The sequence below is a fragment of the Epibacterium sp. HA2-3 genome (assembly GCF_055693725.2).
In genome coordinates, this window is the sequence record NZ_JBVFUL020000005.1 from 55,332 (window position 1) to 72,642 (window position 17,311).

A 17,311-nucleotide genomic window follows, 5' to 3' on the forward strand; every position below is an offset into this window, starting at 1 on the left:
CCCGGCTGCTGGGCTGCCCCAACATGATGATGTCAGTCAGAACACTCCTCACCCGTCTTTTGTCGATGCTGATCACGCTTTTGGGCGTGGCGGTCATCGTTTTTTTCGTGATCCGGGTGGTGCCCGGTAACCCCATCGCCATGATGCTGCCGCCCGGCGCGGGCGAGGAGGACATCGCCCGCCTCAAGGCGCTCTATGGGTTCGACAAATCCCTGCCTGAGCAGTTTGTGATCTGGGTTGGCGGCGTGCTGCAGGGGGATTTTGGAACCTCGATCAGCACCCGTCAGCCGGTGCTCTCGCTGGTTCTGGGGCGGCTCCCCGCCACCATCGAGCTGGCGGTGATGGCGCTGGTGATGGCGGTTGTGATCGGCGGTCTGCTGGCGCTGGCCGGCACGCGCCATCGCGGCACCCGCACCGAAGGGGCGATTGATGTCACCAATGGCATGGCGCTGTCGGTACCCGATTTCCTCTGGGGGCTTTTGCTGATCCTGCTTTTTGGGGTGCTCTGGCCGGTGTTTCACATCTCAGGCCGGGTTTCCCCGGCGCTCGATCTGCCCTTTGCCACCAATTTCTACCTCTTTGAGAGCGTGCTGCGGCTGCGATTTGATATCTGGCTCGATCTGGTGAGCCACATGTTTATGCCCGCACTGGCGCTGGCCATTCCGCTGGCGGCGATCATTGCACAGCTGCTGAAGCAATCGCTCAAGGAAACCATGCATCTGGATTACGTGACGCTGGCGCGCACCCATGGTTATGGCGAAAACCGGGTGATCACCCGCGAAGCGCTGCCAAATGCGATCCTGCCGACGCTGACCCTCGTGGGGGTGCAGTTCACGTTTCTGATCGGTGGCACGGTGATCATCGAGCGGCTGTTTTCCTACGAGGGCCTTGGCAACATGGCGATTGATGCGGTGATCAACCGCGATCTGCCGCTGATCCAGGGCATCGTCATCCTGTTTGCGCTGATGTTCACGCTGGTGAACCTGATCGTTGATCTGACCTATGCGCTGCTTAATCCGAGGTTGCGACATGGCTGATGCGCGCAGTGCAATAAAGCGCCCCATTGGGCCACGCTTGTGGCTCTCAGGTGGCTGGCTCACGCTTTTGGTGCTGGGGGCGGTTTTTGCACCGCTTTTGGCGCCCAAAGATCCGCTGATGCAGGATCTGTTTCTGGGACGGATGCCGCCGTTCTGGCTGCCCGGCGCGGAGCCGGGGTACCTGTTGGGCACGGACTCGCTGGGCCGCGATGTGCTGAGCCGTCTTCTCTATGGCGCGCGGGTGGCGCTGTTTGTGGGTCTGGTGGCCGGGGTGCTGACCTGTCTGCTGGGCACCGCGCTCGGGCTGATAGCGGGATACTATCGCGGCTGGCCGGATCTGGTGATTTCGCGGTTCATCGACATCTGGATGGCCTTTCCGCCGGTGCTGTTCTCAATCCTGCTGATCGCAGTGATGGGCACGGGTTTGACCTCCATCATCATCGCCATCGTGGTGATCGACTGGACGCGGTTTGCCCGCGTGATCCGGGCCGAAGCGATGACGCAGGGCGCGATGGACTATGTGGCCTCGGCGCAGGTGACAGGGCACAAACGTCTCAGCATCATGCTGTTTGAGATCCTGCCCAATGTGCTGCCGACCATGGTGGTTCTCTTGACGCTGGAAATGGGCATCGCGGTCATCATCGAGGCAATCCTGTCCTTCGTGAACCTCTCGATCTCGACCGATGATCCCACATGGGGGTCGATGATTTCCGAGGGCCGCGTGTCGATCCATCAGGCCTGGTGGGTGCTGGTCTTCCCGCTGGTCTGTCTGTTTTTGACCGTCCTCAGCTTCAGCCAACTGGGCGAGGGGCTGAAGGACTATTTTGATCCGGTGCTGCGATGAGCTTTCTTGAGATAACCTCCCTCAGTGCACGTGTGGGGCCGGTGCCGATCCTGCGTGATGTTTCGCTGAATGTGGCTGCAGGCGAGGTGCGCGCGCTGGTGGGCGAAAGCGGCGCAGGCAAAAGCATGATCGGAAAGGCGATCCTGGGCACGCTGCCCGGCGCCATTCGCATCACCGGTGGCGAGATCCGCCTCGATGGGCAGAACCTGCTGGCGCTGCGCCCCGCAGAGCGGCGCCGGGTGATCGGCCAGACGGCGGCGCTTATTCCACAGGACCCGCTGACCGCGCTCAATCCGGTGCGCCGGATCGGGCCGCAGATCACGCGGCGGCTGGTGGATATTCTGGGCTGGAGCAAGCGTGACGCCGATGCCCGCGCGCTTGATCTGTTGGCAGAGGTTCATATCCCCGACCCTGCGCGGGTGATGCAGAGCTATCCGCACGAGCTGTCGGGCGGGATGCGCCAGCGGGTGCTGATAGCCTCGGCCTTTGCTGCAGAGCCGAAGCTCATCATCGCGGATGAGCCGACAACAGCGCTGGATGTGACGGTGCAGAAACAAATTCTGCGTCTTATCAAGGAGATGCAGGAGCGCCACAATACGGCGCTGTTGTTCGTGACCCATGATCTCGGGGTGGTGGCCAAGATCTGTCAGAACCTGACGGTGCTGTTTGGCGGCAAGGTGCTCGAAGAGGCTGCGGTCGAGGCGTTTTTTGCAGCCCCCCAGCATCCCTATTCGCGCGCGCTGCTGGCGGCGACGCCAAAATACACCGATCCCGATCAGAGCCTGACGCCGGTGCCCCAGCGCATCATTGATGATTTGCAGGCCGAGCTGCGTTTTGCCGAAAGGACCACGACATGAGCGAGCCGATTTACCGCGTCCGTGATCTGCGGCTGTCGTTTCCGCTTCTGGCGCAGAAACCCCTGTTTGGCGCGGCACCGCGCGTGGAGGTGCTGAAGGGGCTGAGCTTTGACATTGCGCGCGGTGACGTGCTGGGAATCGTGGGCGGCTCGGGCTCCGGCAAATCGACTTTGGGCCGTGCTTTGGTGCGGCTGTTGGAGCCTTCGGCCGGGCTGGTGGCGTTTGAAGGGCGCGATATCACCCACCTCGACGAGACGGCACTCAGGCCCCTGCGCAAGCGGTTTCAGATGATCTTTCAGGATCCAATGTCCTCGCTCAATCCGCGCCGGACGGTGGGCGGGATCATCGCCGGGCCGCTCAGGCTGCACGGGTTTGACGACGTGGCCGACCGGGTCGGGCAGGCCTTGTCGCAGGTGGGGCTGCCGCAGGCGTTTCGCCACCGTTTCCCGCATGAGCTCTCTGGCGGCCAGCGCCAGCGCGTCGGCATTGCCCGCGCCATCGCCACCGAGCCGGAGTTCATCCTCGCGGATGAGATCGTCTCGGGGCTGGATGTATCCTCGCAGGCGCAGGTGCTGACGCTCCTGGAGCGGCTGGTCGCCGACATGGGGCTGACGCTGGCCTTTGTGAGCCATGATCTCTCGGTGATCCGGCGGCTCTGTGGGACCACGCTTGTGCTCAATCAGGGCGAGATCGTGGAACATGCCGCCACGCCCGAGGTCTTTGCCCGCCCCAAGGCGCAATATACGCGGGACCTGCTGGATGCGATCCCACTCCCCGAAGTGGACACAGCATGGCTTGGCATGCGCGCGGGGCAGGGGGTCTGAGAGCGAGAGTGAGCGGGTAGATATGACAGGCCAAGGGCCCTATCGGCCCACCGCATAGGCCTGCATCAACCGCGGCGTTGCGGCGGCGCGCAGCATCCCATCTGGTTCACGCAGCGCCGCCGTCAGGCGCCCAACGGTCCAGGGATCAGCGACGATCACCTTATGGCCCCGCGCACGCAGCGCATGGATGACATCCTCGCCAAAGTTGGGCTCCAGCATGATCTCGGCGGGGCGCACCTCACGCGGGAAGAAACTGCCCTGAAAATGCATCGTATGAAACAGCGGCGCATCCATACATTGCTGCAGCTCCATGCCAAAATGCACAAAGCGCAGGAACCAGATGAGCTGCCACTGGTCCTGCTGATCGCCCCCGGGCGTGCCAAAAACCAGCTGCGTGCCGTTCTTTTCCGCAAGGCTCGGCGTCAATGTGGTGCGTGGGCGGCGCCCCGGCGCCAGCGAGGTCGGCAGGCCCTCCTCGAGCCAGAACATCTGTGCACGCGAGTTCAAGGCAAAGCCAAGGCCGGGGATCACCGGAGAGCTTTGCAACCAGCCACCCGACGGGGTTGCTGAAACCATATTCCCCCAGCGGTCAATCACATCAAGATGCACCGTGTCGCCGCGTTTTTCCGTCAGATGCGACATGGTCGGCTCTTGTGCGGCCACAGGGCCGACGTCGAAATCCCGCGCGGCGCGCGCAACATAGGCGTCGGCCAGATGCTCGAATCCCGGCACCCGGCCCGGGCGCTGCGCCTGCGAGGCCTCGGCGGTGATCAATTTGCGCCGCGTGGCGTTGTAGTCCTCACTCAGGAGCACATCCATCGGGATCTCCGACTGGGCTGGATCACCGTAATAGGCCTCGCGGTCGGCATAGGCGAGCTTCATCGCCTCGGTCACGGTATGCACAAATTCCGCGCCCATCGGGTCCATCGCCCCAAGATCAAAGCCCTTGAGGATCGCCAGCGCCTGCAACAGCACCGGTCCCTGACTCCAGGCGTGGGTCTTGTGTATGGTCCAGCCCTCATAGTCATAGCTGAGCGTCTCCTCGTATGAGGCGCGCCAGGTCTTCATGTCGGCGGGCGCGAGCACCGCACCGTGTTTTTTGTCCGACACATCCATGACGCAGGCATCCGCGAGATAATCAAAGATGGCCTCGGCCACAAACCCCTCGCGCCAGGCGCTGCGGGCAGCATCGATCTGGGTGGTGCGCTCCGCACCTGCGGCCTCGCCTTCCTCGATAAGACGCGCGTAAGTGTCTGCAAGGTCGGGATTTTTAAAGAGTGCATTGGGTTCGGGCGCCTTGCCGTCTGGCGTCCAGACGGCGGCGGAGCTGGGCCACTCGGCCTCAAAGAACGCCTGCAGGCCTGCGATGGTATGGGCCACGCGCGGCAGCAGCGGATGACCGTCGCGGGCATAGAAGATCGCCGGTTCCAGAACCTCGCGCAGCGACATCGTGCCATGGTCACGCAGCATCAACATCCAGCCGTCAAAGGCACCCGGCACCACCGTCGCCAAGAGCCCCGAGCCGGGGATCAGCGCGAGTCCTTGGGACTTGTAATGTGCAATGGTCGCCGCCGCAGGCGCCACACCTTGCGCACAGAGCACCTCTGTCTTGCCGCTCTTGGCGCTGTAAAAGATCGCGGGCATATCGCCTGCTGGCCCGTTGAGGTGAGGCTCCACCACTTGCAGCACCAGCCCCGACGCAACCGCCGCGTCAAAGGCATTGCCCCCTTTCTCAAGGATGCTCATGCCCACGGCAGAGGCGATCCAATGGGTCGAGGTGGCCACCCCGAAGGTGCCTCGGATCTCGGGCCGGGTGGTGAAGTCTGACACGCTCTCTCTCCCTTTGCTGCGTCACCGCGAGGGTAGAGGGCCTGTCTCAAAGCGCAAGCCGCCTTGCGCCCGCGCGCTCAGACCGAGACTTTGGCCAACACCTCGTCCCGCGCCATCTCGCCCTTGCCGCCGGCAGCAATGACCGCCCCGCGCTGCAACACAACGATGCGATCCGCCAGGTCATAGGCAAAGTCGAAATATTGCTCGACCAGCACGATCGCCATGCGGCCCTCATCGCGCAGGCTGCGGATCACGTCTCCGATCATCTGGATGATGTTGGGCTGGATGCCCTCGGTGGGCTCGTCCATCAGCAAAAGCTTGGGCCGTGTGATGAGCGCGCGGGCAATCGCAAGCTGCTGTTGCTGCCCACCCGAAAGATCGCCCCCTCGGCGGTGCTGCATGTCCTTCAGGACAGGAAAGAGGTCAAACATCTCTTCGGGCACGGCGCGGTCGGCCTTGGGCAGGATCGAGAGACCCGTTTCCAGGTTTTCGCGCACCGTGAGCAGCGGAAAAATCTCGCGCCCCTGGCTCACAAGTGCGATGCCCTTGTGGGCGAGGTGATGCGCAGGCAGCACCGGCAGCGCCTCGCCATCCAGCATCACAGTGCCGCCCGAGCGGTTGTGACGCCCCGCAAGCGCGCGGATAAGCGAGGTCTTTCCGACCCCATTGGTGCCCATGACACAGGTGACCTCGCCCGTGCGGGCCTCGATGTCGACGCCATGCAGGATCTGGGAATGGCCATAATGCAGCGTGAGGTCACGGACCTGCAGCAAGGGATCAGCGCCCGAGATAGACATCAATCACCTCCTTGTTTGCGGTGACATGGTCAAGCGAACCTTCGGCGAGCACCGAGCCTTCGTGCAGCACCGTCACGCGGCAGTTGAGACGGCGCACAAACTCCATGTCATGTTCGACAACCACCACGGCGCGGGTCTTGGCCGCTTCGACCAGAATGGCGGTGGTGTGTTCGCGCTCGGCCGGGGTCATGCCTGCGGCCGGTTCATCCACCAGCAGGAGCCGCGGCTCCTGCGCCAGCAACATCCCGATTTCGAGCCATTGTTTCTGCCCGTGGCTGAGGGTGCCGGAGATCCGCCCCAGCGCATCCTCAAGGCCGATCTCGGCGGCAAGGGCGCGCACCCGCTCCATATCGGCGGACGCCGGTTTCCAGAACAGCACCGAGAGGGCGCCCCGCTTGGCTTTCAATGCCATCAGCAGGTTTTCCTCGACGGTCTGATCCTCAAACACGGTGGGTTTTTGAAACTTGCGCCCGATGCCCTCGCGCGCGATCTGCGCCTCGTTGAGCCCCAAGAGCGAGAGGCTCTTGTCGCCCCAGAGGATATGGCCCGCATCCGGGCGGGTCTTGCCGGTGACAATGTCCATAAAGGTGGTCTTGCCCGCGCCATTGGGACCGATGATCGCGCGCAGCTCGGCGCTGCCGATGGCAAAGGACAGGTTGTTGATGGCGCGAAACCCGTCAAAGCTGACGGAGACGCCCGACACTTCGAGAAGCTGGCTCATTCCTGCGCCTCCTTTTTGCGCGCGGCAATCAGATCAAAGAGCCCGCCAATGCCTTTGGGTGCAAAGAGCGTGACCAGCACAAACGACAGCCCAAGGAGAATGGTCCACCAATCGACCCATGCCACGGTATAGAACCCGAGGTTGATGTCGGGGGCTTGCCCACCGGTGAACCAGGTGGAGATCAGGCTGACAAAACAGGCGCCGATCACCGAACCATACAGACGCCCGCGCCCGCCGATGGCGACCCAGACCGCAAGATAGATCGAGGCCACGGGCGCTAGCTCTGCCGGGTTGATGATCCCCGCCTGCGGATAGTATAGCGCCCCCGCGACACCGCTGATCATGGCGGTGACGGTAAAGATGAAGAGCTTGTAGCGCTCCACCGAGTAGCCAAGGAACCGCACCCGGGATTCATTGTCGCGGATGCCACGGATCACGCTGCCGAATTTCCCCGATACGATCCATGCGGCCAGGAGATACCCAAGCGCCAGCGCCAAGGCCGAGGCCCAGAGGAACCAGACCGAGAGCACCGATTGCGGCACATGATCGAGATGCGGAATGTTCTGCAAACCCGAAAGCCCGTTGTTCCCGCGCAAGCCGCTGTCGTTCTGAAAGAGATACAACGCCAGCGCCAATGTCATCGCCTGCGTGAGGATCGAGAGATAAACCCCCGCCACCCGGGCGCGAAACGCCAGCCAGCCAAAGACAAACGCCAAAAGCCCCGGCACCAGAACAACCAACGCCAGCTGGATCACGAGACTGTCGGCAAAGCTCCAGACCAGCGGGAATTCAGAGCTGCCGACAACGCCAAAGATCTGCGAGCCGATGGCGTCCGTGATTTCCTCGGCGGTAGGGGGAATGGGCGCATTGGCGAGGTTTTGCGTCACGATCTGGCTGGTGCGCTCATACATGAGCCACATGCCGATCATATAGCCGCCAAGCCCGAAAAAGGCGAAATGCCCAAGGCTCAGGATGCCCGCGTAGCCCCAGACGAGGTCCATGGCGACCGCAATGAGCGCAAGGCAAAGCGTCTTGCCCAGGGTTTTCACCATCGACGTGGACAAAAGCCCAAAGCCCAGCCCCTCGGAGGCGGCGGTGATCGCAAATGTCGCCAGCCCAAGGAGGGCGAGGAACACCAGCACGGACGGATTGCGCGCGATAAAGCTGCGGTTCATGGCTCAATCCCCCGCTGCTCGGCCCTTGAGGGCGATGATGCCCCGCGGCCGGAACTGGATAAAGATGATGATGAAGATGATCATGTAGGTCTGCGCGGCGAGCGTGTTCGAGGGGTTCAGCCACTCGATGCTCTTTTGCAGGCCACCAATGAGACCCGCGCCCAGAAGCGTGCCCCAGATATTGCCGACCCCGCCCACAACCACGGTCATGAAACTCTGGACGATATAGTCCTGCCCCAGCTCGGATGTGACCTTGGCAAAGAGCCCGATGGCAACACCCGCGATCCCCGCAATGCCCGAACCAAGTCCAAACGTCAGCATATTGACCCGATCGGTGTTGATCCCCATCGAAGCCGCCATGCCCGGGTTCTGCGTCACCGCGCGGGTCTCCAGACCAAGCCGCGTGCGCTTCATGACAAAAAGAAACAGCCCCAGAAACAGCAGCGCCAGCACAAAGATGGCGATGCGGATATAGCTGATCGAAACCACATCGTTCAAAACCCACGCCCCCCCGAGCCAGTCGGGCGCAGTCAGCGGGCGGGCTTGGGTGCCAAAGATGTTCTTGGCCAGCTGTTGCAGCGCAATCGAAACGCCAAAGGTTGCCAGCAATGTCTCGAGCGGCCGGTTGTAAAGCCAGCGGATCACCAGCCGTTCAAGCGCCACCCCGGCCAGAAAGGTCACGCCAAAGGCGAGCGGAATGGCCACGGCAATGGAAAGCGTATGATCGGGGATCACCTGCTGCACCACATAGCCGGTGTAGGCGCCCATCATGATGAACTCGCCATGCGCCATGTTGATGACGCCCATCACGCCAAAGGTAATCGCAAGCCCGATGGCCGCGAGAAAATAGATCGACCCAAGCGAGAGCGCATCCAGCCCCAGATCAAGCGTCTGATTGAGCTGCACCTTGGTCTCAATGCGCCGCAGCGCCGAGCGGGCGGCATCGGTCACGGCAGTCGAAGGCTCCGCATAGACGTCGGCAAACCGATGCGCGGCGAGGGCCTCGGTGACCTCCGGCTCGGACACCAGCGCCGGGGCTTTTGCGGCCGCAACAAGGGTCTCATAGGCTGCAATGCGCCGCTCGGGGTCCGAGAGCTGCGCCAGCGCCACGCCACCAACGTAGCCGCCTTCGATATGTGCCGCCAATGTGGTGCGGATGTCATCGCTGCTCACACGGGCGGGGGCGAGATCCTGCGCCACCAGCATCTCATAGGCCTCGTCGCGGGGGAGGGTGTCATCACCGGGCGAGAGCGGGCGCGCCACATTCACCCCGTCGGGGATCGCCGCCGCATAGACCTTGCGGGTGGTCGCAAGCACAGGGTTGAGGGTGGCGCGGACATCAACGCCAAGATCGCCCGCCATGTCATTGATCGCCTGAATGCGCGCGCCATCACTGCTGCCGTAGGCAATGGTCAAAAGCCGCTCGAGCCGCTGCTTCTTGGCCAGGAGGTCAGGGTCATCCTCGGTCGGGATCGCTGCGCGCAGGGGCGCCAGCGCATCTGCCGAGGGGTCGCGTTCGAGCGACAAGAGCGCCTCGGCGCGCCGCTCGGGGTCCGGATCGGAGAGCTGAAACTGCACCAGAGCCACCGCCAGAAGCGCGCGGATACCGCTGTTGGGTTTGATCTGCTTCAGATCCCCCTTCTGGGCTGTGGCAACGACCTGCTGCTGGTCGAAATCATAGAGATCATAGCCCGCATCCGTCTTTTGGGCGCGAAAAAACAGCCCATCGGATTGACGCTGCCAGATGTCCTTGGCCTGCCAGGCCTCCAGCACCGATTGCGCCTGAGCAAGACCGCTGTTTGCCACCGCGTCGATGGCGGGGCCGATGGTCTTGCGCGAGGATTTGGTGATGATCGCCGCGTGCTCCTGCAGGATGTCCTGCATGGATGTGGCAGAAAGGGCGGATTGCGCGGCGACGGTCTGGGGCAGGGCGCCAAACACCACCGGCAGCAAGCTCAGCAGCAAGCCAAGGCTTGCCAGCACTCGTCTTATCATGAGGTTCTTCTTTCCCGAGTCCGGTGGGAGAGGCCGCATCGGCCTCTCCCGCAAGGTGCTGTCAGATCAGTAGTTCGATTTGATCTGCACGCAGCTCTCGGTCTCGGTGTTGTACATGCCGCAGCCCAGTTTCTCCCAGTCCGACATCAGCACGGCCGATTCCGGCAGGAAGTCGGTCCAGGCATCGCCCGCCACTTCGGAAGTCTGGCTGATGATGTCGAACTGGCCGTCCTCGAGGATCTCGCCAATCAGAACCGGCTTGGCGAGGTGATGGTTGGGCAGCATCTTGGCCATGCCGCCGGTGAGGTTCGGGAATTCCTGCCCGTACATCGCCGTGCGCACCGCATCCACATCGGTGGTGCCAGCGGCCTCGACGGCCTGCAGCCACATGTTGAAGCCGATGTAATGGGCTTCCATCGGGTCATTGGTCACGCGGTCCTCACCCATGACGTCTTTCCACTTGGCGACAAAGGCCTCATTGGCTTCGCTTTCGGCGGATTGGAAGTAGTTCCACGCGGCCAGATGGCCCACGAGGTTGGAGGTATCAAGACCCGAGAGCTCTTCTTCGCCCACCGAGAAGGCAACCACGGGGATGTCATCGGCCGAGATGCCCGCAGCCGCGAGTTCCTTGTAAAAGCCGATGTTGGCATCGCCGTTGATGGTGGAGATCACGCCGACCTTTTTGCCGTCGGCCCCCAGAGCGACCACATCGGCGACGATCTTGGACCAGTCAGAGTGACCAAAGGGCGTGTAGTTCACAAAGATGTCTTCCTCGGCGATGCCTTTGGACTGCAGGTAGCTCTCGAGGATGTTGTTGGTGGTACGGGGATAGACATAGTCGGTACCCAACAGCGCGAATTTCTCCACCCCAAGCTCATCAAGGAAGTAATCCGTTGCCGGGATCGCCTGCTGGTTCGGGGCCGCACCGGTATAAAACACGTTCTTGGAGCTTTCTTCGCCCTCATATTGCACCGGGTAGAACAGCAGACCGTTCAGTTCCTCGATCACGGGCAGAACGGATTTGCGGCTCACGGAGGTCCAGTTACCAAAGATCACATCGACCTCATGCACGCTCAGAAGCTCGCGCGCCTTTTCCGCAAACAGCGGCCAGTCGGAGGCCGGATCAACCACGACAGCCTCAAGCTCGCACCCCAAAACACCGCCCTTGGCGTTCTGTTCGTCGACAAGCATCAGGACGGTGTCCTTGAGCGTGGTCTCGGAAATCGCCATCGTACCGGAGAGCGAGTGCAGCACGCCCACCTTGATGGGGCAGTCTGCGGCGTGGGCGGCAAGGCTCATGGTGGCCAGGGCGACCGTGCTGGCCAGAAGTGTTTTTGCGGATGTCATAGCTGTCTCCCGTCACGCCTCATGCTGCGCTTGCCCTTTGGGGGGCAATTCGGCAGGATCGGCGCGCAATGTGTTTTCGTTGCATTCGTGTGGCGGCCAGACCGAGTGGCAATTCGCTGGTCGTCACACACCCGCCAAGGGCTCTTGGGCCTGTTCATGCGGATGAAACAAGGCTCCGCGCAGGGACGATTTCGAGCAAGGCGTTTTGCACCCGGCTGGGCGCGCGTTTCGGGAATGCACTCGATTTGGGCGGGAAACATACATGTCTGAGTAAGAATTGAGCGCTTGGCGCTGCGGTGCAGCAAACACAGCTGCGCCGCGCAGGAGCGCCCGCGCGGCGTATGGGGGGACCCTCTGTGGCAACGTGGCCTCGCGGGTCAGGCGACCTGATCGCTGCCAAGACCCGAGATCGCCTGGATCAGGCTGTCCTCGGTCACTTCTTCCGAGGTAAAGGTGCGCATGATGCGGCCGGAATACATCGCCGCGATCCGGTCGGACACATGCAGCACCTCGGGCATCTCCGAACTGATGACGATCACCGCATAACCCTGCGCCGCCAGTTCGCGCAGCAGTTTGTGGATCTCGGATTTGCTCCCGACGTCGATGCCGCGGGTGGGCTCATCCACGATCAGCACATTGGGATGCATCGACAGCCATTTGCCGATGACGATCTTCTGCTGATTGCCGCCCGAGAGATTGCCCACCTTCTGCCGCCAGCCGGGGGTGCGAATATCAAGCCGGTCGCGATACTGGTCAAAGATCGCGATCTCTGCGCCCTCGGCCACAAACGGCCCCGCCTTCATGTCATCGACCTGTGGCAGCGTCATGTTGTCCCGACAGTTCATGCCAAGCACAAGCCCCTGGCCCTTGCGATCTTCGGGCACGAGGGAGATCCCCATGTTGATGGCATCCACCGGCGAGCTGATCCGCACCTCGCGCCCTTCGAGGAATATCTGCCCGGCAGAGGGGTCCCGCAGCCCAAAGAGCGTCTCGGCAATCTCGGTGCGGCCCGCGCCCACCAGCCCGTAAAAGCCCAGCACCTCACCCCGGCGCACGTCAAAGCTCACATCCGTGAAGAACTTGCCGCAACTGAGGCCGCGCACCTCGAGGGCGACATCGCCCAGCTCGTGATGGCTGGCGTTACGAGACAGATCGAGCTTGCGCCCGATCATCATCTGCGTCACCGATTCCTCATTGGTATCGGCCGTCCGCACCGTGCCCTGATACTGTCCGTCTCGCAGCACTGTGATGCGGTCGGTGATCTTAAAGATCTCCTCCATGCGGTGCGAGATATAGATGATGCCGACGCCCTCGCGCTGTAGATCCGCGATCACGTCAAAGAGCACCACTTTTTCCGCATCCGTCAGCGAGGCCGTGGGCTCGTCAAAGATCACCGCCTTGGCGTCCACCGTCAGCGCGCGGGCAATTTCGACCATCTGTTGATTGGCGATCGACAGATCCCCCACCCGCGCATTGGCGTCGAAATTCACGTTGAGCTTTTTCAGGATCGCATTCGCCTGTGCGGCCAGCTTGGGCCAGTCCACCCGGCCAAAGCTCTTGCGGGGCAATTCGCCAAGGTAGATGTTTTCCGCCACCGAGAGCTCTTCGGCGAGGCTCAGCTCCTGGTGGATAAAGACGATGCCCTTATCCTTGGCCTCCGGCGGGCCGGCCATCACCGCCTTTTGGTCGCCCATGTAGATGCTGCCACCGTCGGGCTGGTAGATGCCGCCGAGGACTTTCATCAAGGTGGATTTCCCGGCGCCATTCTCGCCCATCAGGGCGTGGACCTCGCCCGGCAACACCGAAAAGGAGACCCCATCAAGGGCGCGCACGCCGGGGAAGGTTTTGACAATGTTTTTGAGACGCAGAACCGGATCACTCATACCTTGAGCTCCTCTTTGCCTTTGACGTTGAGCTGGCGGTCGAGGAACAGCACCGCGATGAGAATGAGACCGATCACAAGGTTCACGGTCGAGGTATCGGCCCCGATATGACCAAGCCCCTTGCGCAGCAGCTGGATCGCGATGACGCCACCAAATGTGCCGATCACATTGCCCGCACCGCCGGTGATCTTGGTACCGCCCAGCACCACCGCCGTGATGACCCAGAGTTCATAAAGCTGGCCGTCATTGGGATTGACCGAACCGCTTTCGGAATAAAAGACCACGGCCGAGAGCGCCGCCAGAAAGCCGATGATGGCAAAGTTGACCATCATATGCGGGCCGACACGGATGCCGGCGTTCACGGCGGCGTCGCGGTTATCACCAATGGCATAGGCGTTGCGCCCATGCACGGTGCGCGTCATCAGGAACCAGATTGCCAGCGTCACGATCAGCAGGAACCAGGTTGCGGTGTGCAGGCCAAGGAATTGCGCCTCGGCGAAATCCACCAGCGTCCAGTTCAGATGCGAAGTCGGGTTCTCGCCATTGAACATAAAGACGATACCGCGATAGCCGAGCATGGACCCCAGCGTCACGATGAAGGCATCAACCCCCGTTTTCCACACAATAAGCCCGTTGAGCGCCCCCAGAAGCGTACCCACCGCAAGCGCCAGAAGCCACGCCACCGGGATCACCCAGTCGCCAAGCCCGGCAAAGATCGGCCATGTCATACTGTCGAGCAGTACAATCGCGGCAATCGCAAATGTGGCCCCGACACTGAGGTCGATATTGCCGTTCACCATCACGATGGTCATGCCCATGGCGATGATCCCGATGGGGGCGGACTGCTTCAGCAAAAGCAGCATGTTCTCAAAATCCATAAAGGCCTTGTCAGAGAGCGACAGGAACTCGCCCGCGACGCTGAAGAAGATCAGCTCCAGCACGATGAAGCCCCAGATTGCGCCGTTTTTCAGCGCTTTGGACAATGCACCCGGTTGCATGGGCCTCTCCCTTCTTATGCGATTGGCGACCAGAGCTTGCCGCGCTTGGCCGCAATATCGAGCCAGACAGCAAGGATGATGATGACCCAGGTCACAACGAACTGGACGTAGAATTGCAGACCCATCAGCAGCAGACCGTTCTGGATAAAGCCAAGGATCAGCACGCCGATCACCGTCTTGAAGATGGTGCCCGACCCGCCCAGAAGCGAGGCGCCGCCGAGGATCACGGCCGCCAGCACCTCAAGTTCTAGCCCCTGGCCGACGGTGTTCTGCGACCCCAGAGAGCGGCTCGCCTGAATGAGTCCTGCAGTGGCGACGCAGGCCGAGGAAATCAGGTAGCAATTAAAGACGGTGCGCGCGCGGCGAATACCCGAAAAGGTCGCCGCAGTGCCATTGCCGCCCACCGCATAGATCTTGCGGCCGAATGCAGTCTTGCCCAGCACCAGCCCCAGCACCGCTGCCAACAGGGCAAAGATCAGGATCGGCACCGGAATGCCAAGGGCCGTCCCCTGCCCAAAGACCCCAAACCAGGTGCCTTCCTTGTCTGCAATGTCCATGTTCTGACCGCCCGAATAGGTCAGCGTCAGCCCGTGAATGGCCGACAGCATCCCCAGCGTCACGATCAGAGAGTTGAGCCGCAGGTAGCCAACCAGAAAGCCGATCAGCGCCCCCAGCGCCATCGTCATGGCAAACATCGCCGGGATCGCCATCAACGGTCCGATCTTGTCGTGCAGATCCAGCACCACGATGGTGGAAAAGGACATCATCGACCCCACCGAGAGATCGAGGTTGCCGCTGATGACCACAAAGGTCACCCCCAACGCCATCACACCCAGGATGGCCGAGGAGCGCACCACGCTCAACACGTTGTCAACGGACAGGAATTTGGGATTGGCGATGGTAAAGACGATCAGAAAGACCGCAAAAGCAATCAGGATGCCTTGAGAAGCAAGGACTCGTCCCAGTCGCTCTTTGTTCAGTGGTGCCATCATCCCCTCCCTTGGGTTCTGGGCATGTTGTGTTGTCTCCGGCATCGGCTCCTCCTGCCTCGCTCCGTCAAACTCCGTCCGTCAGATGCACTACCTCATACGAGGGTCATGCCCCCGTCGATCATCACGATCTGTCCGGTCATGTAGTCGCTCTCGCGTGAGGCGAGAAACGTGGTGGTTCCGGTGATGTCGTCCGGCGTTGCCACGCGCCCCTTCAGTATATTGGCGGAGAAGGCCTCCATCGCTTCTCCGGGGCGCTCAGACGCGCCGATCTCCATCAGGTCCTGGTCCACCTGTTCCCACATTTCGGTTGCCACAACGCCGGGGGCAAAGCCTGTAACCGTGATGTTGTGCCTGGCCAGGTCGCGGGCCCCCGATTGGGTCAGCGACACCACCGCCCACTTCGAGGCGCAATAGGGCGCGACATTGTCAAACCCCTGGCGGCTGGCGATGGAGGCGGTGTTGATGATCTTGCCTCCCTTGCCCTGGGCGATCATCTGATGCGCTGCTTCCTGCATTCCGATCATACAGCCCAAGCCGTTGATGCCCATAATAAAGTTCCAGTTGTCCTCGGTCACATCGAGAAAGTTCATGGGCCGGTTCACCCCGGCGTTGTTGAACTTCACATCAAGACGACCAAAGGTGTCGACCGTATGCGAAATCATCTGGCGCACCTCGGCGCGATTGGTGACGTCCACGGCGGCAGAGGTCACACGTCCGGCGTGCTCCTGCGCAAGGCTCTGGGCCGCATCGGCCACCTTGTCGTCGTTGATATCCGCCAGACAGACCATGGCTCCCTCCCGCAGGAGCGCCTCGGAAATGGCGCGGCCAATGCCCTGCGCCGCTCCGGTCACAAGGCAGACACGATCAGATACACGTCCCATCGGCGTGCCCCTTTCAAAGTCTTGGCTATCAGAAATGGAATGTGGGGCGTCCGCGTCAAGCGAGACGCCCCACTGGGAGTCGCTGCCTTAGAAGACAGGCTTGGTGAACTCACCCATGTTGTCCTGCGTGATCTTCGGCGTGTCGAAGTAGTTCAGGAACGGGATGTCCTTGCCAGAGAGGATGTCCACCGCGGTCTGCAGCGCGGCCTCGGCATCATCCACGGGCGACTGGTAGATGGAGCCCCAGTATTCGCCAGCGGCCATCGCCTCGTAGCCCACCGCAAAATTGGTGGCGCCGACAAAGATGATACCATCGCGACCGGCGGCCTTGGCCGCGTTCAATGCGCCCACACCCATGTTGTCGTCCCCGGCATAGACACCGTCAATGTCGTCATATTTGACGAGGAAGGCTTCCATCACCTGCTGCGATTTCTCGCGGTTCCAGTCGCCGGGCTGCGTGTCGACGATGGTCACATTCGGGCAGACCTCGGGCAGGCGGTCCTCAAACCCTTTGGCCCGCTCAATCGCGGTGGTGTAGCCGGGCTGGCCGGTAATGTGAACCACCTGGGCCTCATCCGCGATCCCCATGTCCTTGAACTTGTCGCACATGATCTCGGCAGACCGCGCACCCTGGGTGATGTTGTCGGGGCCGGAGAAGGATTTGATGAAGTCAAACCCGGCTTCGGCGATGTTGGAATTGGTCACAACCACCGGAATACCGGCTTTCTCGGCCTTGCGCACCGCGGGGATCACCGCTTCGCCATTGGTGGGCCAGATGATGATCGCATCAACTTCCTGCTGGATCAGGTCTTCCATCTGGGCAATCTGGCGCGCCACGTCACCGCCTGCGTCCAGGACCACGGCTTCGACCTCTTCATTGGCTTCGGCAGCGGCAATAAAGGCCTTTTCATAGGTGGTCTGGTAGCTGTCCACACCGACGTTATTCTGCGTGATCCCGATCTTCATCGTGTCGGCAGAGGCGGCCCCGGCCAGCAGCATCGCGGTGGTGGCGGCAAGCGTTGTTCTCATCTTCATATTTGATCTCCTCCCAGTGATTTTGGAAACGTCCGATTGGCTCTGGAGTTTCATGCACCCCTCCCGGGCGCTTTTCTGTCCTCCAGAAAACTGGC

Annotated in this window: 15 protein-coding genes; 4 read left to right on the forward strand and 11 right to left on the reverse strand. The window is 61.7% G+C overall.

The genetic code is table 11. The annotated features are described in order from the left end of the window. Positions 1–26 precede the first annotated feature (26 nt). From ACZ1HH_RS20075 to ACZ1HH_RS20090, 4 genes are read left to right on the forward strand one after another with little or no spacing between them, the layout of a single operon-like run. The gene (locus ACZ1HH_RS20075; RefSeq protein WP_416370254.1) at positions 27–1,037 is read left to right on the forward strand and encodes an ABC transporter permease; all 1,011 of its coding nucleotides are present in this window, start codon (positions 27–29) and stop codon (positions 1,035–1,037) included. Further along, positions 1,030–1,881, forward strand: a complete 852-nt coding sequence (locus tag ACZ1HH_RS20080; RefSeq protein WP_472635814.1) for an ABC transporter permease — start codon at positions 1,030–1,032, stop codon at positions 1,879–1,881. Before ACZ1HH_RS20075 ends, ACZ1HH_RS20080 begins: the two co-directional genes overlap by 8 nt. Next, positions 1,878–2,738 carry an ABC transporter ATP-binding protein gene (locus tag ACZ1HH_RS20085; protein WP_472635813.1) on the forward strand — a complete coding sequence of 287 codons (861 nt, stop codon included), beginning with the start codon at positions 1,878–1,880 and terminating at the stop codon, positions 2,736–2,738. The genes ACZ1HH_RS20080 and ACZ1HH_RS20085 overlap by 4 nt, the downstream gene beginning before the upstream one ends. After that, a complete protein-coding gene (locus ACZ1HH_RS20090) occupies positions 2,735–3,562 on the forward strand; it encodes an ATP-binding cassette domain-containing protein (protein WP_472635812.1) in 828 nt (275 codons plus the stop codon). The genes ACZ1HH_RS20085 and ACZ1HH_RS20090 overlap by 4 nt, the downstream gene beginning before the upstream one ends. 39 nt (positions 3,563–3,601) lie before the next feature. Here the strand turns inward: ACZ1HH_RS20090 and ACZ1HH_RS20095 are convergent, their stop codons facing one another. The 11 genes from ACZ1HH_RS20095 to ACZ1HH_RS20145 form a co-directional block, all read right to left on the reverse strand. Continuing rightward, complete coding sequence (locus ACZ1HH_RS20095; RefSeq protein WP_472635811.1) at positions 3,602–5,392, reverse strand: gamma-glutamyltransferase family protein; 1,791 nt, start codon at positions 5,390–5,392, stop codon at positions 3,602–3,604. Between the two features lie 77 nt (positions 5,393–5,469). Beyond that, on the reverse strand, positions 5,470–6,189 hold the full coding sequence (gene urtE, locus ACZ1HH_RS20100) for an urea ABC transporter ATP-binding subunit UrtE (RefSeq protein ID WP_472635810.1): 720 nt from the start codon (positions 6,187–6,189) through the stop codon (positions 5,470–5,472). Beyond that, positions 6,170–6,910 (reverse strand): urea ABC transporter ATP-binding protein UrtD, encoded by a 741-nt coding sequence (gene urtD / locus ACZ1HH_RS20105; protein ID WP_416370187.1) that lies wholly within the window; start codon positions 6,908–6,910, stop codon positions 6,170–6,172. The genes urtE and urtD overlap by 20 nt, the downstream gene beginning before the upstream one ends. Beyond that, positions 6,907–8,085 (reverse strand): urea ABC transporter permease subunit UrtC, encoded by a 1,179-nt coding sequence (gene urtC, locus ACZ1HH_RS20110; RefSeq protein WP_472635809.1) that lies wholly within the window; start codon positions 8,083–8,085, stop codon positions 6,907–6,909. The genes urtD and urtC overlap by 4 nt, the downstream gene beginning before the upstream one ends. Before the next feature lie 3 nt (positions 8,086–8,088). Then, complete coding sequence (gene urtB, locus ACZ1HH_RS20115) at positions 8,089–10,080, reverse strand: urea ABC transporter permease subunit UrtB (protein WP_472635808.1); 1,992 nt, start codon at positions 10,078–10,080, stop codon at positions 8,089–8,091. A gap of 66 nt (positions 10,081–10,146) precedes the next feature. Beyond that, positions 10,147–11,427 carry an urea ABC transporter substrate-binding protein gene (urtA, locus tag ACZ1HH_RS20120; RefSeq protein WP_416370190.1) on the reverse strand — a complete coding sequence of 427 codons (1,281 nt, stop codon included), beginning with the start codon at positions 11,425–11,427 and terminating at the stop codon, positions 10,147–10,149. Positions 11,428–11,804: 377 nt separating this feature from the next. Continuing rightward, positions 11,805–13,310: a sugar ABC transporter ATP-binding protein gene (locus ACZ1HH_RS20125; RefSeq protein WP_472635807.1), complete on the reverse strand. Its 1,506-nt coding sequence runs from the start codon at positions 13,308–13,310 to the stop codon at positions 11,805–11,807. After that, positions 13,307–14,308, reverse strand: coding sequence for an ABC transporter permease (locus tag ACZ1HH_RS20130; protein ID WP_416370192.1), 1,002 nt, complete (start codon positions 14,306–14,308; stop codon positions 13,307–13,309). Before ACZ1HH_RS20130 ends, ACZ1HH_RS20125 begins: the two co-directional genes overlap by 4 nt. 14 nt (positions 14,309–14,322) lie before the next feature. Next, entirely contained in the window at positions 14,323–15,300 is a 978-nt protein-coding gene (locus ACZ1HH_RS20135; protein WP_416370252.1) for an ABC transporter permease, read from the reverse strand. Positions 15,301–15,392: 92 nt separating this feature from the next. Beyond that, positions 15,393–16,181, reverse strand: coding sequence for an SDR family oxidoreductase (locus ACZ1HH_RS20140; RefSeq protein WP_472635806.1), 789 nt, complete (start codon positions 16,179–16,181; stop codon positions 15,393–15,395). 87 nt (positions 16,182–16,268) lie between these two features. Then, positions 16,269–17,216, reverse strand: coding sequence for a sugar ABC transporter substrate-binding protein (locus ACZ1HH_RS20145; RefSeq protein ID WP_416370194.1), 948 nt, complete (start codon positions 17,214–17,216; stop codon positions 16,269–16,271). Positions 17,217–17,311 lie beyond the last annotated feature (95 nt).